This is a genomic window from Promicromonospora sp. NPDC057138 (assembly GCF_042670845.1).
Taxonomy (GTDB): domain Bacteria; phylum Actinomycetota; class Actinomycetes; order Actinomycetales; family Cellulomonadaceae; genus Promicromonospora.
In genome coordinates this window covers 19,782-45,196 of record NZ_JBHUUX010000039.1, presented here as the reverse complement: position 1 = coordinate 45,196, position 25,415 = coordinate 19,782, and the positions used below count along the sequence as shown (strand labels likewise).

Annotated in this window: 19 protein-coding genes and 1 tRNA gene; 8 read left to right on the top strand and 12 right to left on the bottom strand. The window is 71.8% G+C overall.

Annotation, left to right across the window (positions count from 1 at the left end):
- Positions 1–276 precede the first annotated feature (276 nt).
- From ACFT2C_RS19420 to ACFT2C_RS19410, 3 genes are all read left to right on the top strand, one after another.
- A complete protein-coding gene (locus tag ACFT2C_RS19420) occupies positions 277–1,650 on the top strand; it encodes a hemolysin family protein (RefSeq protein WP_377208713.1) in 1,374 nt (457 codons plus the stop codon).
- Positions 1,647–2,693, top strand: a complete 1,047-nt coding sequence (locus ACFT2C_RS19415; protein ID WP_377208712.1) for a hemolysin family protein — start codon at positions 1,647–1,649, stop codon at positions 2,691–2,693. Before ACFT2C_RS19420 ends, ACFT2C_RS19415 begins: the two co-directional genes overlap by 4 nt.
- A gap of 158 nt (positions 2,694–2,851) precedes the next feature.
- A complete protein-coding gene (locus ACFT2C_RS19410) occupies positions 2,852–3,871 on the top strand; it encodes a D-alanyl-D-alanine carboxypeptidase family protein (RefSeq protein ID WP_377208711.1) in 1,020 nt (339 codons plus the stop codon).
- Positions 3,872–3,926: 55 nt separating this feature from the next.
- On the opposite strand, the gene ACFT2C_RS19405 is transcribed toward ACFT2C_RS19410, so the two are convergent.
- The 3 genes from ACFT2C_RS19405 to ACFT2C_RS19395 form a co-directional block, all read right to left on the bottom strand.
- A complete protein-coding gene (locus tag ACFT2C_RS19405; RefSeq protein WP_377208710.1) occupies positions 3,927–4,592 on the bottom strand; it encodes a hypothetical protein in 666 nt (221 codons plus the stop codon).
- 97 nt (positions 4,593–4,689) lie between these two features.
- Complete coding sequence (locus ACFT2C_RS19400) at positions 4,690–5,244, bottom strand: STM3941 family protein (protein WP_377208709.1); 555 nt, start codon at positions 5,242–5,244, stop codon at positions 4,690–4,692.
- 52 nt (positions 5,245–5,296) lie between these two features.
- Positions 5,297–5,989 (bottom strand): NADPH-dependent F420 reductase, encoded by a 693-nt coding sequence (locus ACFT2C_RS19395; protein WP_377208708.1) that lies wholly within the window; start codon positions 5,987–5,989, stop codon positions 5,297–5,299.
- A 59-nt stretch (positions 5,990–6,048) separates the two neighbouring features.
- Here ACFT2C_RS19395 and ACFT2C_RS19390 point away from each other — a divergent pair, with 59 nt between their 5' ends.
- Positions 6,049–6,396 (top strand): winged helix-turn-helix transcriptional regulator, encoded by a 348-nt coding sequence (locus ACFT2C_RS19390; protein WP_377208707.1) that lies wholly within the window; start codon positions 6,049–6,051, stop codon positions 6,394–6,396.
- A 66-nt stretch (positions 6,397–6,462) separates the two neighbouring features.
- Here ACFT2C_RS19390 and ACFT2C_RS19385 read toward each other — a convergent pair whose 3' ends face one another.
- A complete protein-coding gene (locus ACFT2C_RS19385) occupies positions 6,463–7,077 on the bottom strand; it encodes a TetR/AcrR family transcriptional regulator (protein ID WP_377208706.1) in 615 nt (204 codons plus the stop codon).
- Positions 7,078–7,181: 104 nt separating this feature from the next.
- On the opposite strand from ACFT2C_RS19385, the gene ACFT2C_RS19380 reads away from it, so the two are divergent.
- Positions 7,182–7,604, top strand: a complete 423-nt coding sequence (locus ACFT2C_RS19380; RefSeq protein WP_377208705.1) for an ester cyclase — start codon at positions 7,182–7,184, stop codon at positions 7,602–7,604.
- 536 nt (positions 7,605–8,140) lie between these two features.
- Here ACFT2C_RS19380 and ACFT2C_RS19375 read toward each other — a convergent pair.
- A tRNA-Arg gene (locus ACFT2C_RS19375) sits at positions 8,141–8,213 on the bottom strand.
- Positions 8,214–8,425: 212 nt separating this feature from the next.
- On the opposite strand from ACFT2C_RS19375, the gene argS reads away from it, so the two are divergent.
- The gene (gene argS / locus ACFT2C_RS19370; RefSeq protein WP_377208704.1) at positions 8,426–10,087 is read left to right on the top strand and encodes an arginine--tRNA ligase; all 1,662 of its coding nucleotides are present in this window, start codon (positions 8,426–8,428) and stop codon (positions 10,085–10,087) included.
- Positions 10,088–10,134: 47 nt separating this feature from the next.
- A complete protein-coding gene (gene lysA / locus ACFT2C_RS19365; RefSeq protein WP_377208717.1) occupies positions 10,135–11,451 on the top strand; it encodes a diaminopimelate decarboxylase in 1,317 nt (438 codons plus the stop codon).
- A 111-nt stretch (positions 11,452–11,562) separates the two neighbouring features.
- Here lysA and ACFT2C_RS19360 read toward each other — a convergent pair whose 3' ends face one another.
- The 6 genes from ACFT2C_RS19360 to aceA form a co-directional block, all read right to left on the bottom strand.
- Entirely contained in the window at positions 11,563–12,276 is a 714-nt protein-coding gene (locus ACFT2C_RS19360) for a hypothetical protein (RefSeq protein ID WP_377208703.1), read from the bottom strand.
- A gap of 136 nt (positions 12,277–12,412) precedes the next feature.
- The gene (locus tag ACFT2C_RS19355) at positions 12,413–15,133 is read right to left on the bottom strand and encodes a S8 family serine peptidase (RefSeq protein WP_377208702.1); all 2,721 of its coding nucleotides are present in this window, start codon (positions 15,131–15,133) and stop codon (positions 12,413–12,415) included.
- Positions 15,134–15,294: 161 nt separating this feature from the next.
- Positions 15,295–16,971, bottom strand: a complete 1,677-nt coding sequence (locus ACFT2C_RS19350) for a D-alanyl-D-alanine carboxypeptidase family protein (protein ID WP_377208701.1) — start codon at positions 16,969–16,971, stop codon at positions 15,295–15,297.
- A gap of 175 nt (positions 16,972–17,146) precedes the next feature.
- On the bottom strand, positions 17,147–18,808 hold the full coding sequence (locus ACFT2C_RS19345) for a histidinol-phosphatase (protein WP_377208700.1): 1,662 nt from the start codon (positions 18,806–18,808) through the stop codon (positions 17,147–17,149).
- A 218-nt stretch (positions 18,809–19,026) separates the two neighbouring features.
- Positions 19,027–20,889 carry a malate synthase A gene (gene aceB, locus ACFT2C_RS19340; RefSeq protein ID WP_377208699.1) on the bottom strand — a complete coding sequence of 621 codons (1,863 nt, stop codon included), beginning with the start codon at positions 20,887–20,889 and terminating at the stop codon, positions 19,027–19,029.
- Positions 20,889–22,235: an isocitrate lyase gene (gene aceA / locus ACFT2C_RS19335; RefSeq protein WP_377208698.1), complete on the bottom strand. Its 1,347-nt coding sequence runs from the start codon at positions 22,233–22,235 to the stop codon at positions 20,889–20,891. Before aceA ends, aceB begins: the two co-directional genes overlap by 1 nt.
- A 157-nt stretch (positions 22,236–22,392) precedes the next feature.
- Here aceA and ACFT2C_RS19330 point away from each other — a divergent pair, with 157 nt between their 5' ends.
- Positions 22,393–23,913 (top strand): helix-turn-helix domain-containing protein, encoded by a 1,521-nt coding sequence (locus tag ACFT2C_RS19330; RefSeq protein WP_377208697.1) that lies wholly within the window; start codon positions 22,393–22,395, stop codon positions 23,911–23,913.
- Between the two features lie 25 nt (positions 23,914–23,938).
- Here the strand turns inward: ACFT2C_RS19330 and ACFT2C_RS19325 are convergent, their stop codons facing one another.
- Positions 23,939–25,189, bottom strand: coding sequence for a PHB depolymerase family esterase (locus ACFT2C_RS19325; RefSeq protein ID WP_377208696.1), 1,251 nt, complete (start codon positions 25,187–25,189; stop codon positions 23,939–23,941).
- Positions 25,190–25,415: the final 226 nt, after the last annotated feature.

The following is a 25,415-nucleotide window of genomic DNA, read 5'->3' as shown; positions in this document are numbered from 1 at the left end:
CGACGCCGTGGCGGGCTGCTGCGGGGCCCCAGACGGCTGGGGAATACCAGATGACATAGGTCAATCATGCCCGTATCTGCCTGACAAGACACTGATGACAGGCTGAGAGTGCCACCGGGAGCGCCTCCGCGCCCCGCTGCACCCGGTCCGTCCTGCCCGCCACCGCAGCCGCTGGCACAGCGTTCCGGCTACGATCTGTAGCACGATGATCGAGCGATATCCCGACCGAAGATCCTGGAAGAATCCGGACCCCCCGAACGCCCTCCGGAGCGCGAGATGACCGGCGACTGGATCATGGTCGCCGTCGGCGTTCTCCTCACAGCAGGTACTGCTGTCTTCGTGGCCGGGGAGTTCTCCCTCGTCACCATCGACCCCGCCGTGATCGGCGACTCCGACGACTCGGAGGGGGACAGACCCGGCCAGAAAAGGTCGGGCATGCGGGACCGCAGTGTGCGCACCGCCCTGCGGCATCTGTCCACGGAGCTGAGCTCCGCCCAGGTCGGCATCACGCTGACCACGATCCTGCTGGGCTACACCGCCCAGCCCGCGCTGGACTCCCTGCTGTCGGCCGGGTTCGGCGCCGCCTCCGTGCCGACGGCGGTGTCCGCGGCGCTCGCGGCCGTGCTGGCCGTCGTGCTGGTGAACGTCTTCTCCATGGTGTTCGGCGAGCTGATCCCCAAGAACTTCGCGCTCTCGACGCCCCTGGCCACCGCGCGCCTCGTGGTGCCGATGCAACGGGTGTTCACCATCGCCTTCAAGCCGGTGATCGCCGTGCTCAACGGTTCCGCCAACGCGCTGCTGCGGCGCATCGGCGTGGAGCCGCGCGAGGAGCTGTCCGGGGCGCGCTCCGCGTCCGAGCTCGCCTACCTGGTCCGCCGCTCCGCCGAGGAGGGCACGCTCCAGGAGTCCGTCGCCACCCTGCTGACCAACTCGATCGAGCTGGACACGCTCAGCGCGCGCGACGTCATGACCGACCGCCTGCGGATGTCCGTGGTGGACCGGGACGCGACGGCGGAGGACGTCGTCGCGCTCGCCCGGCGCACCGGCCACTCGCGGTTCCCCGTGATCGGGGAGGACCGGGACGACGTCGTCGGACTGGTGCACCTGCGGCGCGCCGTGGGCGTGCCGCACGACCGCCGCGGCGAGGTGCCTGCGGCCGCCCTCATGGTGGACGCGCCGCGCGTCCCCGAGACGGTGCGCCTCGGCCCGCTGCTCGTTGAGCTGCGTGGGTTCGGGCTGCAGATGGCGGTCGTCGTCGACGAGTACGGCGGTACCTCCGGCGTCGTGACGCTGGAGGACGTCGTCGAGGAGCTGGTGGGCGACGTCGCCGACGAGCACGACCCCCGGCGCGCGGGCGCCGCCCGTGCCGCGGACGGGTCCTGGATCGTGCCGGGCATGCTGCGGCCCGACGAGCTCGACGAGTACACCGGGATCGAGGTCCCGGAGGGCGCCGCGTACGAGACGCTCGGCGGCCTCGTCATGGCCGAGCTGGGCCGCATGCCCGCCGTCGGTGACGAGGTCACCGTGGGGCACGCGGCGGGCTCAGTGTCCCTGCGGGTGGAGGCCATGGACGGGCGGCGCGTCGAGCGCCTGCGCGTCCGGCCCGTCACGTCCGGCGGGACACCTGGCGAGAAGGGCGGGAACCGATGAGCACGACCACCGCACTCGTCATCGGCCTGGTGCTGCTCGCCGGCAACGCGTTCTTCGTCGGCGCGGAGTTCGCGGTCATCTCGGCGCGGCGCAGCGCCATCGAGCCGCTCGCCGCGGCGGGGGACCGGCGCGCCGTCACCGTCCTGTGGGCGATGGAGCACGTGTCGCTCATGCTGGCCTGCGCGCAGCTCGGCGTGACGGTCTGCTCCACCGGCCTCGGCATCGTGGCGGAGCCGGCGCTCGCGGACCTCCTCGAGGGGCCGCTGCACAGCCTGGGCGTGAGCGAGGACCTGACCCACCCGATCGCGCTGGTCGTCGCGCTGTCGCTGGTCGTGTACCTGCACGTGGTGCTCGGCGAGATGGTGCCGAAGAACCTGGCCGTCGCCGGCCCGGACCGGGCGGTCATGTGGTTCGGGCCGCCGCTGGTGTTCCTCGGCCGGGTGCTGCGGCCCGTCATCGTCGCCCTGAACTGGATCGCGAACCACGCCGTGCGGCTCGCGGGCATCGAGCCCAAGGACGAGGTGGCCTCGGCGTTCACCGCCGAGGAGGTGCAGTCCATCGTGGAGCACTCCCAGGCCGAGGGCGTGCTGCGCGACGAGCAGGGCCTCCTGACAGGCGCCATCGAGTTCTCCAACCGCACGGCGGGCGACGTCATGGTGCCGTTCGACGACCTGGTCGCCGTCGACGAGACCAGCACGCCCGACGACGTCGAACGGCTCGTGTCGCGGCACGGGTTCAGCCGGTTCCCCGTGGTGACCCGGCGGGCGGACGGCGACGAGCTGGTGGGGTACCTGCACCTCAAGGACGTGCTGTACGCGACCGGCCCGGCCCGGTTCGAGCCGGTCGCGGCCTGGCGCGTGCGGGCGCTGGCCGCCGTCGCGCCGGGTGACGAGGTCGAGGACGCCTTGCGCGTCATGCAACGGTCCGGCTCGCACCTGGCCCGGGTCGAGGCCGCCGAAGGCACGGTCCTCGGCGTGGTGTTCCTCGAGGACATCCTGGAGGAGCTCGTCGGCGAGGTGCGCGACGCGATGCAGCGCCGATGAGGCCGGGGAGCGCCGATGAGCGGGCATGAACGGGTAGTGATCGCGTCATGCGCAGGTCGCGCGATCCACAGGCCGGGGTTGGCAGGCGCGCCGACCCCGGTTAGTGTCTCGTTCGACCACACCGCGAGGGGCCGCGGACACTCGACGACGGAGGACCAGTGGAGTCCACTGCTGTGACGAGCCTGCAGCCCGCGCCCATGACACGCCGCGCTCGGCGTGAGGCGGAGCAGCAGGCCGAGGCGCTACGCGCCCAGGGATCCCGGGGACCGGCGACGCGTTCCGCGGCACCGCACGCCCCGGTGAACCGGGCCCCGATCGCTCACGTGCCAGGGCCGCTCGTCCCGGCGAACCCCGCGCCGGTTGCCCCGGTGACCCGGACGCCGGTCGCCCCGGCGACCCGCGGCACCACGTCGTTCGACCAGGTGCTCACCGGGGCCATCACCCGGCCCGCCAGGCCGACGTCGTCCGTGCCGGCCGGGCAGCGGATCGTCTCCCGGGCGGCCGTGATCGGCACGTTGGCTGCCGCGACCATCGCGGCGCCGTTCGTGCAGGGCCTCGACCAGTCCAGCGAGTCCCCGTTCGACGTCGAGGCGCCGCACACGGGCCCGAACGTGCTGGACCTCGTGACGCAGCCCGTGGAGCGGCCGAAGACCTCCGGGTCGGTGGTGCGCGCCGAGGCGATCACGCGGCCGGAGTCGGCCGCGAGCCGGAGCCTCGAACGCAGCCCCCTGCCCGACTGCGATGTCAACGCTCCCGTCGAGGGGACCAACGGCGCGCTCGCCGACCACTCGCTGTGCGAGCTGTGGCAGCCGGGGGAGTACCTGCGGCCCGACGCCGCGCTGTCGCTCAGTGCGCTCAACGAGGCGTTTCGCGCGTCGTTCGGCCGCGAGATGTGCCTCGTGGCGAGCTACCGCTCCCTCGACACGCAGTACGCGCTCCAGGCCTCCCGCGGGTGGTACGCCGCCTCGCCGGGCACGTCCATGCACGGCTGGGGCCTCGCCATCGACCTCTGCACCAAGGAGACCGGGAGCAGCGAGATCATGTCGTGGCTCTGGGCCAACGCGCCGTCCTACGGCTGGCAGAACCCCTCGTGGGCGCAGCTCGGCGGCAGCAAGTACGAGCCGTGGCACTGGGAGTTCGTGTCGGGCGTCATCGAGAAGGGCGAGTGGCACGGGTAAACTCCCGGCCTGACCCCGCGGGCCGAGCCCCGCGCCTTCGCCGAGCCCCGCGCCTTCAGAGGCGAAGGTGCGTGTTCGGCCCGAAGTCCTGGCGGAACACCGGGCCGTGGCTCGCGAGCTCGGTGGCGAACGCCGGCGCCCACGCGCTGTAGGGCTCGATGGCGAGCGACTCGTTGGAGAACCGGCGGTCGTCGGTGATCTCAGTGACGCAGAAGTCCGGGATCTGCAGGCCCGTGACCGGGCCGGAGCGCTCGCACTCGGCCACCACGAGCGGGTGGTTGGCACCGCCGAAGACGTCGATCGACCAGCCGTCCGCGCCGAGCCAGGCCGCGTACCGGATCTTGACGATGGGCGCCCCGCCGCGCCGGACCAGCTCGACGCCGACACTCGGGTCCAGCTCGCGCTCCGCCTCGTACCGGGTCCCGCCGACGGCCGGGCCCTTCACTGTGACGGCGGCGAAGTCGATGTCACCGAGGTGCGCCCGGAGGATCTCCACGGGATCGGTCTCGCCCGTCAGGTCGGCGTCGACGCCCCCGGCCTGGACGCGCACGCGGAGGGCGTACCCGGCGTCGGCCAGGAAGTACGACTGCACGATGAAGGCCGGCGCGTCCCGGAGCTCGGCCGGGAGGTCGCGCACGAAGAACCGGCGCTCGAACTCGAAGTCGGCGTAGCCGCGGTCGGGATCGGCCTGGCCGGGTTCGTCGAAGCGATCGTCGCTCATGGGGTCCCCAGGTGCCTGTCGTCGGCTGATCCAGGTAGTTTACCCAGGCGGTGCGGGGCGTGGGCGCCACGGGTGCGCTGCGGCCCCGCGCACCCGATCAGGCCTGCGCGACGGCGGGGTCCGGCCGGGTGAACCGCTCGAACGCGGCGTCGAGGTCGGCCATCGTGCAGTTGATGCTGCCCGGCTTGAGCACGACGGGCGTGCCGACCAGGCGGGCGTTCGCCGCGGCGACCACGCGCCGCAGCACGGTCCGCTGCCGGGCGACCACCGCCTTCGGGTCGGCGACGTCCACCGCGAGCACCCGCCGGAAGGCGAGCCGGGTCTCGCGGACGCCGGTGACCTCGGACCAGAGCACCTGCTCGACGCCGAGGTTGGGCAGCCAGTCGACGAGGCCGTCGCCGTCCAGCGTGAGCACGGGCCACGTCGGGAGCAGCAGGCGGCGCACGACGAGGAGCCCCAGGCCGGTGAAGACGAGGACGCCGATCGCGCTCACGGACACGGTGGCGAGCGCGGCCCGGGAGCCGCTGGTCTGCGCGACGTCGAAGCCGATCCGCGCGGCGATCGCGCACAGCACCACCAGCGCGAGGGCGGCGAGGGCGAGCGTGAGGACGTGGGAGCGGGACGGGTAGAAGTCCACGGACTCGTCTGGCATACGGGGAGAGTAGCGGCACGGGGGGCGGGCCGGTAGCCGTGCGATGACGGGCTCACTGGTTCGCGGCCCTCACGCCAAGAAGAGCCGGGTCGACGTCGGGGACCGCGAAGCGCGGGTTCGCGCCAGCAGCGACCACACGCATCACGAAGCCTGCGGCTTCTTCGGCCTGCCGGGCGGCGGTCAACCCGCCCAATACCGCGGCCCGCGCCCCGAGGTCACCGATCAGCGCCGCCGTTCGATTCAGGGCGCCTGCGTCGTCGCCACAGATCGCGATCACCGGCGAGGCGCCCACCTCGCCGGTGAAGGGCCAGGATGCGCCGGCGAACAGATGCAGTGCCTTGACCACGTGGGCGCCGGCAGCGAGATCGGCGACCAGCTCGGCGGCCGATCCGGTCTCCGGAAGCAAGCACCCGGTAGCGTAGTCCACAGCGTTGGTGCTATCGATGACGGTCTTCCCCGACAGCATCCCGTCGGGGCCACCGACGAGCCTCAGCGCTTCCTCCAGCCCGCCCCAGGCGATCGCGACAACGACAGCCTCGGCCTGGTCTGCGAGCTGGCCCGGGTCGATTGGCCTCGCCGCGGCGCCGATCTGCTCCGCGGCGAACTTCGCGCGATCGGAGCTACGGCCCGTGACCACGATGGAGTGCCCAGCGGTCGCCCACGCCTTCCCCAGTGCCATGGCAAGGTTTCCGGTCCCCAGCAGCCCGATGTTCACAAGCATCTCCTTCGTCTCGTCAGATGTCATGAAGACGCTAGGAGACCGGCTCCTACCGATCGGTAGGGGCGGGATGCGAGACTCGGCTGGTGAACGAACAGGGCTGCGAGACCTTCATCTCGGACTGCCACGTGCGATCCGCGGTCGAACTCCTCAACCACACGTGGGACCCGGTCGTCGTCTCTGCTCTGCGCCTGGGCCCGACCCGCCGCAGCGTCCTCTTGGACCGCATCGCCGGGGTGAGCGACAAGGTGCTGACCGAGTCCCTCAGACGTCTGGCCGCGCGCGGCCTGGTCGAAAGACCGCCACGCGAATCGGGGCGCGACGCCGCCGTCTACGAACTCACGCCGTTGGGAGCGTCTTTCGCCAACGGTCCCTTGGCCCACCTCGCCGAGTGGGCAGCAGAGAATCAGGTCGAGCTGTCGGCAACGTCATGACCCGCGGCATCCGGTCATCCAGTCCAGACATCGGTCGGGGTTGGCGGAACCTAGCAGTTGCCGCTTTCATCGGATGCTGTCGTCCGGTGTCGAGGGAGTGTCCGTGCCCTGTCTGACCAGGAGGACGAGGCGCTCTGCTTGAGTGGCGCCGGTGGCGGTCAGGGCGATCCCGTTGGCCAGGGCGAGTAGTTCCGATGCGTTGAGGTCGGCGCGGACAGCACCGGCGCTTTGCGCCCGGGTCAGCAGTGCGGACGCGGCAGTGTGCATCGAGTGGTGCCAGCGGTCGAACAGCACGGAGCGCTGACCGGCGCGGTCATCGGTGATCGACATCGCCAGTTCCCGCTTGGCTGCCACGTGTGCGATGAAATCCTGAAGCCATTCGAAGAGGGCATCGCCAGGAGGCTCCTCGGCCAGTAAGGACTGGCTCCGGGCGCTGAGCTCGGCCACTTCCTCGGAGTAGACGGCGATGATCAGTTCGCGGCGCGTACGGAAGTGCCGATACATGGTGGCGTTGCCGACGCCGGCCCGGCGGGCGATGTCATCAAGCGGGGCATCGACGCCCTGGTCGTGGAAGACGTCGCTGGCCGCGGCCACGAGCAGGTCGTAGTTGCGCTGAGCATCCGCGCGGCGACGACGCTGGGGTTCGGAACGCGGCGCAGGTCCGGCGCTCTGCGATGGCATGACCCTCCTTGTTAACTGGGGACTTCCCCGGTTACAGTAGCCGAACATGGCAAGCGGGGTGGTCCCCACTTGCTGCCTCACGTACCCGCCAGAGGAGACTCCGGATGCCGCAGGGAGCAGAAGACGCCGCGCACGCAGAGCCGGGAGAGATTCACCGACGCTGCGTCGAGAGCTACGCGCAGGTCCTGGAAGGCCAGCTCGAGGACGCACTGGAACTGATCGACCCTGAGGTCGTCGACCACCGGGGAGGCACCCAAGGCGATCACCGGGGACGCGACGCCTGGCGACAGAAGTGGGAGCAGATGAGCGCGGGCAGAGCGTTCCACGACGTCTCCGTGACGATCGAGCAGAACGTCGTCTCCGGCGACACCTCCGTCAACCGGTACACCAGCAGGGGCACCCACACAGACTCCGGCCGACGCTACGAAGTCCTCGGCATGGACATGGTCCGCGTCCGCAACGGCCGAATCGTCGAGCACTGGGCCCTGCGCGACGCCGATGCGATGCGCGACCAGTTGGGCCTGTGAAAGAACTCGCTCATCCACGAAACATGCCGTGACCAGCGTTCGCGCTGGTCACGGCATGTTTCCATCGGTGCGCCTGAAGGTGTGCTGGTTCACGACATCGTTGATATCTGAGTCGGGACATCGTTGATATCGGCGGGTCGAGGCGGGCGGCCACGCAGGCTGGCGTCGAGCCGCAGGTTGCGGGGCGATCAGGCGGTGCAGCCGGTGCTGGCCGCGCATGCCGAGCCGAAAGAAGCACGTCGCTCAGGGCCCGGATCGACACGCGACCTACGGTTCGCCCCGGGACGCGGACCACGACCTTGCGGTTCAGCGCCGAGCCGCACCGGTCTGACGCCGCGGGGAAGGTCCGCTTCCAGAACACCATCACGCATGCTTATGGGCCCAGAACCAGGCCCAGGCGTGTTCTGGAAGCGGACATCCAAGCCAGCCCTGGCCCCCACAGCCCCGACGAGCAGAGAGCCCGGCCGATGGCCGGGCTCTCAGATATGAACGATGACGCGAGACATCTATGAATGATGTCTCGCGTCATCACACGGTGCGCCTGAAGGGATTCGAACCCCCGACCTTCTGCTCCGGAGGCAGATGCTCTATCCACTGAGCTACAGGCGCGTGGCCGACATCCAGGAGCTGACGCTCACCGTATCGGCCGAAACGAGACTACCAGGTGACGGGCCCGGGGCGTGCACTGATACGTGTGACGAGCATCGTGCCCGACGGCGGTGGCGCGCTGAGCGCGATGCGCGCCACCGCCGTCGGACCTCACGTTCCCGGCCTGTGGAAAGCGTGGGCCTCGTGTGGGTGCGCGCCCGTAGAATCGTCGAGTGACACCTTCCGAGCTCTCTGAAGCGCTGAGCGCTGCCCTCGCCGCGGCCGTTGCCGACGGCACACTCGCCCTGCCCGCCGACGCCGTCCCGGCGTCGGTCCACGTGGAGCGACCCCGGCAGCGAGAGCACGGAGACTGGGCCACGAACGTCGCCCTGCAGCTCGCGAAGAAGGCGGGCACGACGCCGCGCGCGCTCGCCGACGACCTGGCCGCACGCCTCGGCGCGACGCCGGGCATCAAGTCCGTGGGCGTCGCAGGCCCGGGCTTCCTCAACATCACGCTCGACGCCGCAGCGGCCGGCGAGCTGGCGCGCACCATCGTGGAGGCTGGCGCGGCGTACGGCCGGGGCAAGGCCCTGACCGGCCAGGTGATCAACCTGGAGTTCATCAGCGCCAACCCGACCGGCCCGCTGCACATCGGGCACACCCGCTGGGCCGCGCTGGGCGACTCGCTGGGGCGCATCCTGCGCGCGGCCGGCGCCGAGGTGGCCGCCGAGTACTACATCAACGACGCCGGCGCGCAGATGGACCGCTTCGGCGAGTCCGTGCTGGCGCGCGCCACGGGGGGCGAGGTCCCCGAGGGCGGCTACCGCGGCGAGTACGTCAAGGAGCTCGCGGCCAAGGTGCTCGCGGACCGCCCCGACCTGCCGGAGCTGCCGCGCGACGAGGCGATCGCGGTCGCCCGCGAGGCGGGCTACGCGCACCAGCTCGCGGAGATCCGCGAGGTGCTGGAGGGCTTCGGCGTGCACTTCGACGTCTGGTTCTCGGAGCGCGACCTGCACGACTCGGGCGCCGTCGAGAAGGCCGTGTCGCGCCTGCGCGAGCAGGGGCACGTGTTCGACAAGGAGGGCGCGGTCTGGCTGCGCACCACGGACTTCACGGACGACAAGGACCGCGTGATGATCCGGGCGAACGGCGAGCCCACGTACTTCGCCTCTGACGCCGCGTACTACCTGTCCAAGAAGGACCGCGGGTTCCCGGGCAAGATCTACCTGCTCGGCGCCGACCACCACGGGTACGTCAACCGCCTCAAGGCCATCGCGGCCTGCGCGGGGGACGACCCGGAGACGAACATCGAGGTGCTGATCGGCCAGCTCGTGAACGTCGGCGGGGCCAAGCTGTCCAAGCGCGCCGGCAACATCATCGAGCTGCGTGACCTGGTCGACTGGATCGGGAAGGATGCCGTCCGCTACTCCCTGGCCCGCTACCCCGCGGACACGCCGCTGGAGCTGCAGGGCGAGGACATGATCAAGCAGTCCAACGACAACCCGGTGTTCTACGTGCAGTACGCGCACAGCCGGACCGTCCAGATCGGGGCGAAGGCCGTCGAGCGCGGCGTGCGCCGCGCGGACGGGTTCGACCCGGCGCAGCTCTCGCACGCGTCGGAGACGGCGCTGATCGGCCGCCTCACCGAGTTCCCCCGGATCGTGGCGCAGGCCGCCGAGCTGCGCGAGCCGCACCGCGTCGCCCGGTACCTGGAGGCGCTCGCCGGCGACTTCCACGCCTGGTACAACGACGACGAGAAGCTGCGCGTCACGCCGTACCCGGACGAGGAGGTCACGGACGCCCACCGGGCGCGCCTGTGGCTGAACGACGCCGTCCGCACGGTCCTGGCCAACGGCCTGGACCTGCTGGGCGTGAGCGCCCCGGAGCGGATGTGACGAGCGCGCCCTGGTCGAGCGGCGTCGGGCGGCTGCCGGACGGCGCGATGGCCGTCGGGGGCGTCGACATCCGCGGCCTCGCAGCCCAGCACGGCACGCCCGCGTACGTGCTCGACGAGGCCGACTTCCGCATGCGCGCCCGCACCTATCGCACGGCGTTCGAGGCGGCGTTCGGTGCCGTCGGCACGGGCGTGGACGTGTACTACGCCGGGAAGGCGCTGCTCACGGTCGCCGTCGCGCGCTGGGCGCGCGAGGAGGGGCTGCGGGTCGACACGGCGTCGGGCGGCGAGCTCGCGGTCGCGCTGCGCGCCGAGGTGCCGGGCGCGGAGATCGGCCTGCACGGCAACAACAAGTCCGACGCCGAGATCCTCCGGGCGCTGGACGCCGGAGTGGGCCGCATCATCGTGGACTCGCTGGTCGAGATCGAGCGGGTCGCGCGACTCGCGGCCGAGCGCGGCGTCGTGGCGCCGGTGATGGTCCGCGTCACCACCGGCGTCCACGCGGGCGGGCACGAGTACATCGCGACGGCCCACGAGGACCAGAAGTTCGGGCTGTCGGTGAACCCGGTGGGCGACTCCGGGAGCCCCGCGATGAACGGGCTGCTGGAGGTGCTGAAGCACCCCGAGCTGAAGCTTCTCGGCATCCACTCGCACATCGGCTCCCAGATCCTCGACCCCGATGGCTTCGAGGCCGCGGCGCGCGTCGTGCTACGCCTGCGGGCCGACCTGGCCGAGCGCGCGGGCGTACTGGTCGACGAGGTCGACCTCGGCGGCGGCTACGGCATCGCCTACCTGCCGGGCGACGTCGCGCTCGACCCGGAACGCGTGGCGAAGGACATCGCGCAGTCGGTGGCCGGCGTGTGCCAGGACCTGGGCACGAGCCTGCCGCGGTTCTCGATCGAGCCGGGCCGGGCGATCGTCGGCCCGGCGGGCCTGACGCTCTACACGGTCGGCACGGTCAAGCCGGTCACGGTGTCCGACGCCGCCGGTGCGGGCGCCGAGTTCGTCCGCACCTACGTGTCGGTCGACGGCGGCATGAGCGACAACATCCGCCCCGCCCTGTACGGGGCGGCGTACCACGCGGAGATCGTGGGCCGGTCCTCGACGGCCGAGCCCGTGCTGGCGCGCGTGGTGGGCAAGCACTGCGAGTCCGGCGACATCGTGGTGCACGAGGTGCGGCTCCCCGCCGACGTGCGCGCGGGCGACCTGCTCGCCGTCGCCGCGACCGGCGCCTACGGGCGCTCCATGGCGTCGAACTACAACATGCTGCCGCGCCCGCCGGTGGTCGCGGTGTCCGACGGCGCTGCGCGCGTGCTCGTGCGCCGCGAGACCGAGGACGACCTGCTGGGCCTCGACCAGGGCTGACTCAGCGGGGCTGATTCAGCGGGGCTGACTCTGCCGGGCTGGTTCAGCCGGGCTGATGCGATCCCACGGAACGGGCGGGCGACGGAGATCGCCCGCCCGTTCGCGTGTCGGTCAGGCGTCCTGCGCGTTGTCGACGTGGCAGCCCTCCGCGGCGTCCTCGTAGTCGTCGATGTGACCCTGGACCTGCCTGTTCAGGTCCTCGATCTGGACGCTCAGCTTGTCGATCTCGGTGCCGACCGTCTCGGCGGCCACGAGGTCGCCGGCGTTGAGGGCGGCCATGAAGTCGTTGAGACCCGCCAGGTACACGACGGTCTTCTCGTCGATCTTCGCGGCGACCTCGAGCATCGCGTCCGCGTCGTCGATCGCGCCGACGCACGCCGTCGCCGTGCTCTCGGCGCGCGACTTGGCCGTCTCCAGGTCGTCGATCGCGGCCTGGGCGTCGGCGAAGCTCTCCTCGGCGCTCGCCAGGTCGGCCGAGAGCGAGGCCGCGCGGGACTCCCAGCTGTTGGCCGAGGACACGCCGAGCGCACCCCAGATGATCGCCGCGACGAGCAGCACCGCCAGCACGAGTGTGACGGCGTGCGCCTTGAGGAAGGCCACGGCCTTGGCGGGCTCCCGCGGCGCGGCGGGCGGGAAGGCGCCGGCCGGAGAAGCCTCGGGCCGCGTGATCTCGGCGGGGCCGGGTTCGGCAGGGCCGGGCTCGGCGGGGCCGGGTTCGGCCGCCGCGGCGGCGGGGGCGGGATCGGGCGGCGAAGCCGGTTCGGCTGAATTCGGTTCGGCCGGGGTCGCTTCAGCGGCGGGACGCGCGCTCTCGTCGTCGGACATGCGGGCAACGTACTGGCTGAAAACTGCCCGAAAGCACGAAAAACGAAAAGATCACCCGCTCGTTGAGTGCTGGATATTTGCGCTTCGAACGGCCCGGAAGGCGCAAATATCCAGCACTCAACGGTGTGGGTGAGGGTTACGGGCGGTCGATCGTGATCGTTGGGGAGGTCCAGGTCTCCCAGTGGTCCGGGTTCCAAGAGTCGCCGCCGGCCTTCAGCGCCTTGAGGGAGAGCACGTAGTCGCCGTCGCGCACGGACTTCGTGTCCCCGCGGAGCGTGGTGTACGAGCCGTCCCACGCATAGGCGGTGAACCCGCCGGCGCTCGCGTTCCGTTCCACGCCCGTCAGGTCGACGGCGTACGCGCCGCGACGGTCCACGGGGCGGCCGGTCGCGGCGTCGAGCACCGTGACCTGCAGCTTCTCCACCTGGTGCTGGAAGTGGACCAGCGTGTACGGGACGTCGGGCAGGCCGTTCACGGTGCCGAGCGTGTACGTGGCGCCGTCGGGCACCAGGTCGTAGGTGCCCTGCGGGTCGATGCAGTCGAGCTCGATGAGCTCGGCGCAGGCGGTGAGGCTCGCGACCGACGGCAGGTCGGCCACCACCTCGTCGCCCGACATGACCGGCGTGATCGGGTCGATCGCCTGGTAGTCGCCCGCGTAGCCGGCGTACGGCACGGAGTAGGCGGTGCCGTCGTCGGCGGTGACCACCACGTACCCGCCGTAGACGAGCTGGTCGGCGTCCGTCGCCTCGGGTGCGGTGACCGTCACGCCGACCGTGCCCGAGCGGCCCGGACGGAGCGTCACCGACTCGCGGCTGAACGACACGTCCGCGTAGGCGTCGGCGAACGACGGCGCGAAGGTGTCGCCGTACGTCGCGAGTGCCGGCGCGTGCGACACGGTGTATGTGACTGTCTTGCGGGTGGTGTTACGGACCGTGACCCACTTGGTCGTGGTTCCGGTCCGAGCGTCGCTCTCCCCGAGCGTGAGCTTCGCGGGCAGCACGGTGGCCCCGGCCTGCACGGCGCCCGGGATGTCGAGCATGCCCGCGCCCTGCCGGTGCGCGTTGTCGAGGTAGCCGGCTCCCGGGGCGCCGGACCAGTCGGCCGGGTCGGCGCTGTTCTGCAAGACGTCCCGGACCTGCCACGCCCGCAGGCGCGGGTGCGCCTCGAGCAGCAGGGCGACGGCGCCCGCGACGTGCGGCGACGCCATCGACGTGCCGGACATGACGCCGTGGCCGCCCTGCTCCAGGGGCAGCGTCGAGTTGATGTTGCCGCCGGGGGCGCCGATGTCGGGCTTGAGCGCCAGGTCGGGGGACAGGCCGTACGAGCTGAACGAGCTGATCAGGCCGCCGGTCGGGCTGGGCGTGGACACCTCGTCGTCGGTCCAGGTGAGTGTCACCTCGGTGCCGGCGGCGATCTCGGCCGCGAGGGCCTTGCCCTCGGCCTGCGGGATGCCGATGCCCGGGATGCCGCGGTCCACGACGCCGCCGCCGGAGAACAGGCCGGGGCTGGAGTTGTAGATCACGACGGCGGTGGCGCCCGCCTCAGCGGCCGTCGCGTACTTCTCCTCGAAGGTGCACGAACCGCGTGCGATGAGCGCGGTCTTGCCCGCGACGTCGGCCGTCAGCGGTATCCCGACGCTGGGGCAGACCTTTCCGGCGTCGACCATCGGGTCGGTGGTGCCCTCGGTGGGCGGGGCGGCGACGTTGCCCAGCGGGAGGTAGGGCACGCTCGCGCCCGACGGGTTGGCGACGGCGGAGAGCGCGGTGACGTGCGTGTTGTCGAACGACGCGACGCCGATGACCTTCTCGCCGAGGCCGGGAGCGCCCGCCGAGTACAGGCCCGAGGCGCCCTCGTTGCCGATCGAGGCGACGACGACCATGCCGCGGTCGACGAGCCGGTCGCTCGCGGTGGCCGTGGGGTACGACGGCCAGCTGTAGGCCGAGCCGATGGACATGTTCAGCACGTCCATGTCGTCCGCCAGGGCGCGCTCCATGGCGGCGAGCATGATGTCCGAGTCGGTGGAGCCCTCGCAGCCGAACACGCGGTACGCCCCGAAGGTGACGCCCGGGGCCACGCCCGTGATCCCGCCTGCTCTGCCCTCGGCGTTCGCGCCGACGATGCCCGCCACGTGGGTGCCGTGGCCGTAGCAGTCGTCCGGTACGGCGTCGGGATGCGGGACGCGCTTGGCCGGGTCGCTCGAGCCGGCGTCGTAGTCGTCGCCCACCAGGTCGTAGCCCGTCACCACGCGGCTGTTCGGGAAGCCGGGGCCGCCCAGGTCAGGGTGGTCGACGTCGACGCCCGTGTCCATGATGGCGACCTTCACGCCCGCGCCGGTCAGGCCGAGCTCGTTCTGCGCGATGTCGGCGCCCGTCATGCCGAGGGCCGTCGCGAGCTCCGGCTCGTTGCCGGCGCCGGCGGGATTCTCGGGGATCTCGACCTGCGTCATGGGGTAGATCGCCTTGACGCCCTTGGTGCGCTGCAGCCGCCCGAGCTGGGCCGAGTCCATGTCGATGGAGTAGCCGTTGAACAGCGTGTGGAACGTGCGCCGGACCGAGTAGTCGACGCCCGCGTCCTTCGCGGCCGCGCGGAAGTCCTGGCGCTCGGCCGTCAGGGTCTCGGCGTCCGTGCCCGACGACGCCGGCTCGCTCTCCAGCTCGACGAACCACGAGCCCTTGGTCTCGTTGACCAGCGTGCTGTCGACGGAGCTCGGTATGTCGTGCACCGGCGCTATCGGGTCGATGGCGCTGGTCGCGTCGAGCCCGGCGGTCGCGCCCTGGGCCGCGAGGCCCTGAGCGGTGACACCCCCGGCAGCCAGTGCGAGCGCGGCGAGCGCTCCGAGGTACTTGCTGCGATTCATACGTGCTCCCCGTTCCGAAGGCCGCCCCGACCCGGGTGGACCTTATGTGAAGAAAGCGTGACTCGGCAGACTGTAGAGGAGCGTGTGGGCACGGGGAAGGCGCTACGCGGGGGGCGGGGGTGATTTCTCGGTTGCGGCGGATGCCGCGGGGCGGCGGCGTCTCAGTCCGTGCCGAGCAGGCCGCCGACGAGGCCGCCCACCACGCCGTCGACGGTCCCGTCCACCAGCTCGACGGTGTCGTCGACGACTTCGCCGACGACTCCGGTGTCGGCCGGTGCGTCCGGGTCCTCCTCGGGCGGGTCGGAGGGAGCGGGCTTCGACGGTGCGGGCTCGGCAGGGGCGTCCGGGGTCGGCTTGGCCGGGCCGGGATCGGCCGGCCCTGTCGTCGAGCCGTCGTCCTTGGCGGGCGCTCCGCCGTCGGCTTCGCTGCCCGCCGCGTCGTCGGCGCCTGTGCCCTCGGACGGCGCGCCCGCCTCGCCGGGAGCCCGTGCGGAGGCGGGGATGACGACCAGGCCGTCGTCGCCGCCCGGCGCCACAGGTGCGACGGGCGACCAGGTACCGACGTCGGACGGGTCGATGGCGCGGTTCGGGATGGAGCCCGCGGCGAAGAACTCGAAGTGCCACGGCTCCGGCTTCGCGCCGCCGAGCCGGGCCCACGACGGGTTGTCCCAGCCGTAGTCGGGCGCGTGCAGGCGCAGCCAGACGTACTCGGGGGAGCTGCCGCCCGCGATGGGGTCGTCCAGGTCGATCGCGAGGCCCCAGCCGTGGTTCGACGTGCCGGGGATCGCCGCGAGGTGCGGCTTGGTGCCCTTGATCGCCACCTGCATCGCGTACGGGCGGTAGGAGTCGGTCAGCGGGATCGGGTAGCCGAACTCCTTCTCGAACTCGGCGCTGAGCGCCGTAAGGCGCTCGGCGGCATCGCAACGCAGCATGTGCCCGGGCGCGAACGGCAGCGGGCACAGCACGTCGGCGGGGATGCGGCCGTTGGCGTACCCCGCCGTCGAGTCGCCGTAGGCGGCCACGGTCTCCTGCAGGCTCCGGCGCAGCGAGGACTCGGCGTCCGGCCGGGTCTCGACGAGCGCGGTGGGCGACGTCGGATCGAGCATGTTCGCGAGCCGCATCGCGGCGACGGCGACCTCGTCGAAGGTGACGCGGTCGGCGTCCTGCTGCTCAGCCGGGGGGCGCGACACGGCCGGGGCGTCCGCCGAGGGCTTGTCGGTCACGAACCGCAGCACCGGCGCCGCCGACGTCGCACCGGTGGTCGTCTCAGCGGCGCCCGCGGGGCCGGACGCCGGGTCGGACGCGGGGCCGGACGCCGGGTCGGACCCGTCCCGGGGCTGCCCGTCGGCGTCGCCGAGCGCGAGCTGCTGCGCCTGGTACGTCGTGTAGAGCATGCCCAGCTCGGCCGCCGCCTGCGCGATGCGAGGGTTGAGGGGCGAGCTCTGCCGCAGCCGGCGCTCGGCGCGCTCCAGCACGGCGAGCACCTGGCCGACCGTGACGCCGTCGGTCCCGGTCGGCGCGGCCTGTCCCTGGCTGGCCGTCCCGGCGGGCGGGCGGCTTACGCCAGTCGTGGCGCCCGTCGCGCCGGACGCCGCGGCCGATGCCGCGCTGCCCGCCGCCGCGGACGTCGCCGTGCCCGTCGCCGTGCCCGCGACGGGCACGCTCGCCGACGCGCTGACCAGCACTCCGCCCGTCACGGCCAGCGCGACCGCGCCGGTCCAGACGTGCCGGGCGCGCGGGCTCGTCAGCGCGCGGCGCAGGTCCGCGCCGCGGTCACGCAGGAATGCCGCGCCGGCCTGGTACTCGCTCGTCCCGGCACCGCTCGTCTTGTCCGTCACTGGTCCAACGCCCCCTTACGCCTGGCATGTCCGCGGCGGAAGGGCTCGTGCCGCCCGCCGCGCGGTCTCGGCCGGGCCGGGCATCGATGCAGGCTGCGGCACCGATGCCCGGCCGACGAGAGCGTTCAGGGTAGCGATACTGACGCGGACGCAACAACCAAGATGTCCGGTACCGCTACCGGGCGTCGATGTAGATCGGGTTGGTGTAGAGCCAGGTGTCGGCCCACGGGTCGCCGTCGTTGTCGGCGTGGGTCACGGGACCCGCAGGGTCGACCGACGCCCCGAGGTAACCGGCGCCGTGGCGGTTTCCGTCGCTGCCGCGCAGCCGGACGTAGCAGGACTCGGTGATGCGGCCGAGCGGGATGCACAGGTCGTAGGTGCCTGATCGGGCGCTGGTGTCGACCTGCTCGACCACCCGCGCCTCCGGCGCCTGCCAGCTGTCCCGGTCGGTCGCGGGTCCGGTGACGGTGCCCCGGATCACGTCGAGGTGCGCGAGCCGGGGGAGCACCCCGTGCGGGTTCGGCCGGTGCGCGCTGCGTACGGTGACCCGCAGCTCGACCGAGGTTCCGCGCTTCACCGCGAGCCGGCCGCCGAGCGTGGCGCCGGTGCCGCGGCCGCTTCCGGCGGCGACGAGGCGCACGTCGAGGCCGTCGACGAGGTGTCCGTGGTCCACCCAGACCCGGCCGCGGCGGAGGCCGTCCATGACGTCGAGGTAGCCGTGCCGGGTCACGCCGACATGGGTGCGGCTGAACTGGCCCGGCCAGAAGTCGCTTCCCGGCTGGGGCGTCCCGGTGTCGACGGGGGACGGCTTCCAGCCGAGGGAGTCGAAGGTCTCGCCGGCCGGCATGTCGCCGTCGCGCCAGGTGTCCCAGATGGTGCGGTGGTTGTCGGAGTTGGACGTGATCGAGAAGAGGGTGCCCTCCGCCAGCATCGCGTCCCACATGCCGCCGACGGTGGCGGTCATCCAGTCGAAGCCTCCGTAGGTGCGGTAGGCCTCGAGCGGGTAGCCGGAGTACGAGTCCACACGCGGCGCGTTCCGGTACTCGCCCCGCTGGGCGCCCGTGGTGCCGCGGTAGGCGACCCAGGCCGGGTCCGCGTCACCCTGGCTGCCCGGCGCGCCTTCCATGCCGATGCAGATGCCGGCCGCGGCGTCGCGCCACGCCCGCATCTCGTGCGGGGCGTCGATGCCGAGCCGGGACGGGTGGTTGGCCAGCATGACGACGTCGTCGACGTAACCCTCCGCCTTGCGGGCCGCGAGCCACCGCAGTGCCTCGACCGAGCGCCCCTCGTTCTCGGGCAGGTCGGCCGCCCAGCCGTTGAGCTTGCCGTCCCACAGGCGCTCGAACTCGCGCAGCAAGTCGACCTCGTGCGGACCGGGCGCGGCGAACACGGTGCCGTGCTCCGCGGCCGGGATGTACCACTCCAGGCCCTGGAAGATGAGCTGGCGCGGGTTGAGCGCCCGCGCGGCCATGATCTCCTCGTGCTCGGCGGCGGCGCCCTTGTCGGCGTGCCCGAAGTTGCTGTGCTCGTTGAAGACCATCCAGTCGAGGCCGAACTGCGCGCCCTTCTTGGCCTGCTGGTCGAAGTCGTACTTGGCGTCGTGGCTGTAGCGGGTGTGCACGTGGTGGTCGCCGACGAGCCACGCGAGCTGCGGGTCTCCGGAGCGGCTCGAGGCGGCGGCGGTGCCGGCGTACGCGCCGGTGGCGAGCGCCAGCCCGCCGACCATGCCGAGGCGCAGGAACGTGCGCCGCGAGGCACCTTGGGGGTCGAGGGACGAGGTCGGGACCGACGGGTCCGCCCAGGGAGGCAGATCGGTGGCGCGGAACGGGGTGTGCATGGGTCCTCCTGGGGGCGCACAGTGACACCACAGGCTCCCGCCGGGATGTTTCGTCTGCATGAACACCTGGTTTTGGACGCTCGTCCAACAGCCGTCGAGTCGGCGACCTCGGTCACGCCAAAGCCCGACGCCGGGCCGGCCAGCCCCTGGGGTGGTGGGGACCGGAGAGAGAACGGCGGCCGGCACGGCGTCGGGCAGCTTCGGACGAGGCGCGAACCTCAGGCGCGGTCGACGTCGGACCCCACCAGGCGCCCCTGGTAGGCGGGGTTCGTGAGGAACGCCGGGAAGTCGTCCCGGAGGGCGACCTCGCGGAAGATCGCCGCGGCGTCGTCGATCCGGTTCCCGGGCTCCTGCGGCAGCGAGGCCACGACCTCGAGCAGGATCGTCTCGACCCGCTCCCGCGTCACCGGCAGCCCGTCGTCGTGGGTCGGGGTGCCCGAGGCGATCCACTGCCACACCTGCGACCGGGAGATCTCGGCGGTGGCGGCGTCCTCCATCAGGTTGTCGAGCGCTGCGGCGCCGGTACCGCGCAGCCAGGAGTCGATGTACCGGACGGCCACCGAGACATTCGACCGCAGGCCGGCGGACGTCACGGTCGCCCCGCCCCGCCGCGCGGAGGCGACGTCGAGCAGCTCGTGCTGCCCCACGGCGACGTCGGGCCGCTGCCGCGAGACCTGGTTCGGCGCGTTACCGAGGACGGCGTCGAACTCGGCCTCGGCGACCGGGATGAGGTCGGGGTGGGCCACCCAGGTGCCGTCGAAGCCATCGCCGGCCTCGCGCTTCTTGTCGGCCGCGACCTGCTGGAACGCCTTCCGGGTGACCTCCGGGTTGCGGCGGTCCGGGATGAACGCGCTCATGCCGCCGATGGCGTGCGCGCCGCGCTTGTGGCAGGTGGCCACCAGCAGCTCGGTGTACGCGCGCATGAACGGTGCGGTCATGGTGACCTGCGCGCGGTCCGGCAGCACGTACGAGTCGCCGCGGGTGCGGAAGCACTTGATGATCGAGAACAGGTAGTCCCAGCGGCCGGCGTTCAGCCCCGCGCAGTGGTCGCGCAGCTCGTAGAGGATCTCCTCCATCTCGAACGCCGCGGGCAGCGTCTCGATGAGCACCGTCGCGCGGATCGTCCCGCGGGGGATGCCGAGCGCGTCCTGCGCGACCTCGAACACCTCGTTCCACAGCCGCGCATCCTTGTAGCCCTCCAGCTTGGGCAGGTAGAAGTACGGGCCGCGGCCGCGCGCGATCAGCTCGGCGGCATTGTGGAAGAAGTACAGGCCGAAGTCCACGAGGCTGCCCAGGGTGCTGCTCGTGATGCCGTTCGCGTCCGTGTAGCGCAGGTGGGCCTCGTCGAGGTGCCAGCCGCGCGGGCGGAACACGATGGTCGGCAGGTCGGCGATGTGCGCCGACCGCAGCCGGTACTCCTTGCCCGCCTCGTTCGTGAAGCTGAGCGTGCCGCGGATCGCGTCGTGCAGCGCGAGCTGCCCCTCGATCACGTTCGGCCAGGTCGGGCTCGACGCGTCCTCGGCGTCGGCCAGCCAGCACCGGGCGCCCGAGTTGAGGGCGTTGATCGTCATCTTCGGGTCGGTGGGACCCGTGATCTCGACGCGGCGGTCCTCCAGGCCGGGCGCGCGACGCGAGCCGGCGACGCGCCAGTGCGGGTCGTCGCGCACCGGCCGGGTGGAGGCCCGGAAGTCCGGGTCGGCGCCGTCCGCTATGTCTTGACGGCGCAGCTGGCGCTGCGCGATCAGCTCGTCGCGGGCGGCGTCGAACCGGTCGTGGAGCAGGGCGAGGAACGCCAGGGCGTCCGGCGTCAGGATCTCGCCGTACCGCGGCCCGACGGAGCCGGTCACGGTGATCACGCCCCGGCGGGCGCCGGTTCGTGCGGCGCCCACCCCGCCGCCCCGCAGCGAGCTGGGGGCCGATCTCTGAGACTCCAGGGTCGAGGACGGCGCCGCCGCGGAGCTGTCCTGCGACGCGAGGGCCGAGCCGAGGTGCGACGCCGGCGGGGTGCCGATCCCGGCGAGGCCGGCGTCGGCGTCGTAGGGGCTGGTGCCCTGGCTGCGCGTGTCGATAGTGGCGGTCATCAGAACTGCGCCTCCTCGGTAGAACCGGACAGGGCCGTGGTGGCGGAGTCGGGGTTGAGCGCCGTCGCCACGCGGTCGAAGTAGCCCGTGCCCACCTCGCGCTGGTGCTTGGTGGCGGTGTAGCCGCGCTCCTCGGCGGCGAACTCGGCCTCCTGCAGCCGCACGTACGCCGACATCTGCTCACGGGCGTAGCCGTGGGCCAGGTCGAACATCGAGTAGTTCAGGGCGTGGAAGCCGGCCAGGGTGATGAACTGGAACTTGAAGCCCATGGCGCCCAGCTCACGCTGGAACTTCGCGATGGTGTCGTCGTCCAGGTGCTTCTTCCAGTTGAACGACGGCGAGCAGTTGTAGCTCAGCATCTGGTCCGGGAAGTCGGCCTTGACGGCCTCGGCGAACTTGCGGGCCAGCTCGAGGTCGGGCGTGCCGGTCTCCATCCAGATCAGGTCGGAGTACGGCGCGTAGGCCTTGGCGCGGGCGATGCAGGGCTCGATGCCGTTCGTCACCTTGTAGAAGCCCTCGGCGGTGCGCTCGCCCGTGATGAACGGGAGGTCGCGCTCGTCGACGTCGGACGTGATCAGCGTCGCGGCCTCGGCGTCGGTCCGGGCGATGACGATCGACGGCACGTCGGCGACGTCGGCCGCGAGGCGGGCCGCGTTCAGGGTGCGGACGTGCTGCTGCGTCGGGATGAGCACCTTGCCGCCGAGGTGGCCGCACTTCTTCTCCGAGGCGAGCTGGTCCTCCCAGTGCACGCCCGCGGCGCCGGACTGGATCATCGACTTCATCAGCTCGTACGCGTTGAGCGGGCCGCCGAAGCCGGCCTCGGCGTCGGCCACGATCGGGGCCAGCCAGTCGCGGGTCGTGGTGCCGTTCTCGGAGACGTCGATCTGGTCGGCGCGCAGCAGCGCGTTGTTGATGCGGCGGACGACGGCGGGCACCGAGTTGGCCGGGTAGAGCGACTGGTCGGGGTAGGTCTGCCCCGAGAGGTTCGCGTCGCCGGCGACCTGCCAGCCGGACAGGTAGATGGCCTGCAGGCCCGCCTTGACCTGCTGCACGGCCTGGTTGCCGGTCAGCGCCCCGAGGGCGTTGATGTAGTCCTCCTCGTGGAGCTGGCGCCACAGGCGCTCGGCACCGCGACGGGCCAGCGTGCTCTCCTCGCCGACGGAGCCGCGCAGGGCCACGACGTCGTCGGCGGTGTAGGTGCGCTCGATGCCGGCCCAGCGCGGGTCGGACTCCCAGGACTGCCGCAGCTCCGCTGCGGTCTGCACCTGGTCGCCGGTGCGCACGGGCCTCGACGCGGTCGCGGACACAGTCGCCTCGGACGTGGAATCGATGGTGGGTGCGCTCATGGCGGTCTCCTTCTCGGGATGGAACGTCGTCACCGCGCCTTGCCGGGTGACGTGTTACGACCTTCTGCCCTGCGCAACCCACTTCTCAAGCGAAACTCAGTAGAAGAACTTGCGTTCTTCTGTTGATCGGAAGCCTGTCCGTATGTCACCCTCGGGCATGGCAGGAATTACCGAGAATCGCAGAACCGCGCGAAACGTGACTTCCTCGCGTCCCGCGCAGAACGTGACGGCCCCGGCGGAGTCCGAGCCGGACGCCCTCACGATCGGACGCCGGATCCGGTACCTGCGCACCAGCAAGGGCATGACGCTCGACGACCTCGCGTCGGCGATCGACCGGGCGCCGTCGCAGGTCAGCACGCTGGAGAACGGCAAGCGGGAGCCCAAGTTCTCGCAGTTGCAGGCCATCGCCCGGGCGCTCGGCGCCGGCGTGGACGACCTCCTGTCGGCCGAGCCGCCGTCGGAGCGGGACGCGCTGGAGATCGAGCTCGAGCGCGCGCAGCGTGGCCCGCTGTTCGCGACGCTCGGCCTCGAGGGCGTGCGCATCGGCAAGTCGCTGCCCCATGACGCGCTCGCGACCATCCTGGCGCTGCACCGCGAGCTGGCGCGGCTGCACACCGAGCGCGCGGCCACGCCGGAGGAGGCGCGCCGGGCCAACGGCGAGCTGCGCGGCGACATGCGCGCCAAGGACAACTACCTGCCTGAGCTGGAGCAGGTCGCGAAGGATCTGCTCGCGGACGTCGGGCACACGTCCGGGCCGCTGCCGCAGCGGATGGCGGCCGAGATCGCCGCGCACCTCGGCTTCACGCTGCACTACGTGAGCGACCTGCCGCACTCCACGCGGTCCGTCATCGACACCCGCTACCGGCGCGTCTACCTGCCGTCCAAGGGCTTCCGGGGCCGGTCCAACACCCGGTCGGCGCTGCTGCAGGCGCTCGCCTCGCACGTGCTCGACCACACCGAGCCGGCCGACTACGGGGAGTTCCTCCGCCAGCGCGTCGAGGCCAACTACCTGGCGGCGGCCCTCATGGTCCCGGAGAAGCCGGGCGTGAAGTTCCTGCGCGACGCCAAGGACGAGCGCGCGATCGCCATCGAGGACCTGCGCGACGCCTTCGGGGTGTCGTTCGAGACGGCGGCGCACCGGTTCACCAACCTGGCCACCCGGCACCTGGGCATCCCGGTGCACTTCATGAAGGTCCACGAGTCGGGGATCCTGCACAAGGCGTACGAGAACGACGGCGTGCGGTTCCCTTCGGACGCCCTGGGCGCCGTCGAGGGCCAGCACGTGTGCAAGCAGTGGACCGCGCGCCGGGTGTTCGACGTCGAGGACCGGTTCAACCCGTACGCGCAGTACACGGACACGACGTCGGGCACGTACTGGTGCACCTCGCGCGTGGAGAACACGTCCGACGGCGCGTTCTCCGTGTCGGTCGGCGTGCCGTTCGCGCACGTCAAGTGGTTCGAGGGGCGCGAGACGACGGAGCGGAGGGCCTCGCGGTGCCCGGACGAGTCGTGCTGCCGCCGTCCGCCGCAGGAGCTGTCCGAGAAGTGGGGCGACTTCGCCTGGCCCTCGGCGCGGCCGCACGCGTCGATGCTCGCCGCGATGCCCTCGGGAGCGTACCCAGGGGTGGAGACCACCGAGGTCTACCGGTTCTTGGAGCGGCACGCTCCCGAGGACTGAGCGCGGATGACGCGTCAGCCGGCCGTCAGCATGACGTCACCAGGTCGAACACCCCCTCCAACGTCTCTCGCAGCGTCGTCACGGTCGCGTTGCCCTGGCCGAGGTAGTCGGTCGAGCCGACGGCGTAGAACGGGTTGTACGGGTCGATGCCATAGGACGTCGCCCGGCCGGCGGCCTGGTGCTGGGTGTTGGTGGCCGCGCCGCAGAACAGGCCCGGCGGGTCCGTGGGCGGGTCCGTCGGCGGGTCGGTGGGCTCGGCCGTCCGGTCCACACGACGGTTGTTGTCGAAGAAGAAGTCGGTGACGTACGCCGGGTAGTTGACAGAGCTCGTCGAGATGTACGACCCGCCCGGGCCACCGCCGGCGGGCCAGGCGTGGCCCACGTTCGTGTTGGCGATGAGGGAGACACGCGGCCCCGCGGCGTCGGACCAGAGGGTGCCCGAGCCCGCCGTGTTGGTGCCCTCCAAGCCGGACAGGGAGAACGACGACTGGCTGGAGGCCCCGTAGATACCGGCCATGACCTGCGCGTTCAGTGTGTTGTAGCCGGTCGCGACGGTCGTGTCGGACGACCCGTACACCACCGACGTCACCTGCGTGCCGAAGCCCGGCGACCCGGTCGAGGCGAAGTTGCGGCAGACGGTGGTGGCCTGCGCCTGGGTAGTCGCCACCGACCCGATCTGGCCGGACGTCGTGCCGACCGTCGGCCCGGCGTTGATCCCGATCCCGGCGAAGACGTCGGGCGCGAGGCAGCCCATCACCATGGTCTCGCCGCCGCCGGAGGAGAGCCCGGAGATGTACACCTGGTTGGGATCGATCCCGAGCGAGGCGTCCCCGAGCAGGTCGTCGACGAGCTGCAGCAGGTTGTCGTCGTGCCGTGCCGGGTTCGACCGTGAGTGGGACGTGTCGTAGTAGTCCCAGCAGCCGAGCAGGACGCCGCCGTTCGGTGCCGCGGGGACGGCCACGACCATGCCGCGCTGGTCGGCCGTCGTGGTCCAGTTGCCGCCGTCTCTGAGGGCGGTCGAGGTCTGGACGCACCCGTGCAGGTTGATCATCAGCGCCCGCCCGGCCGCCAGCGCGGGTTCCGACGTCGGCACGTAGAGCTGCGTGGTCATGCCGCCCGCCGTGCGGGACGACCAGGCGCCTGCTGCCACCGACTGCGCGGCTGGCGAGGCGACGGCGGCCATGGCCGCGACCGTGGGTGGGGTGAGCGCTACTGCGACGACGGCCGCGATCCAGGCGGCCAGGCGGCGACGGCGCCGCGGGGATGGGTGTGTCATTCGAACCTCCACGTTGAGGTCGTGCTGCCCGAGGCGCTCCGATGCGCGGGGTCAGCCGGACATCTGGGGACATTAGGTGCGACCTGAATCACCTGTCAATAGTTCACCCGGCCGGTTCCCCGGCTGAATGGGTTGACACGAGATGCCCGTCTCGTCCACTATCTCCGCAACCTGAATCGCCTCTCAGGTTTGGGCGACGTAGCCCGTTCCCCACGAGCGGCGACGA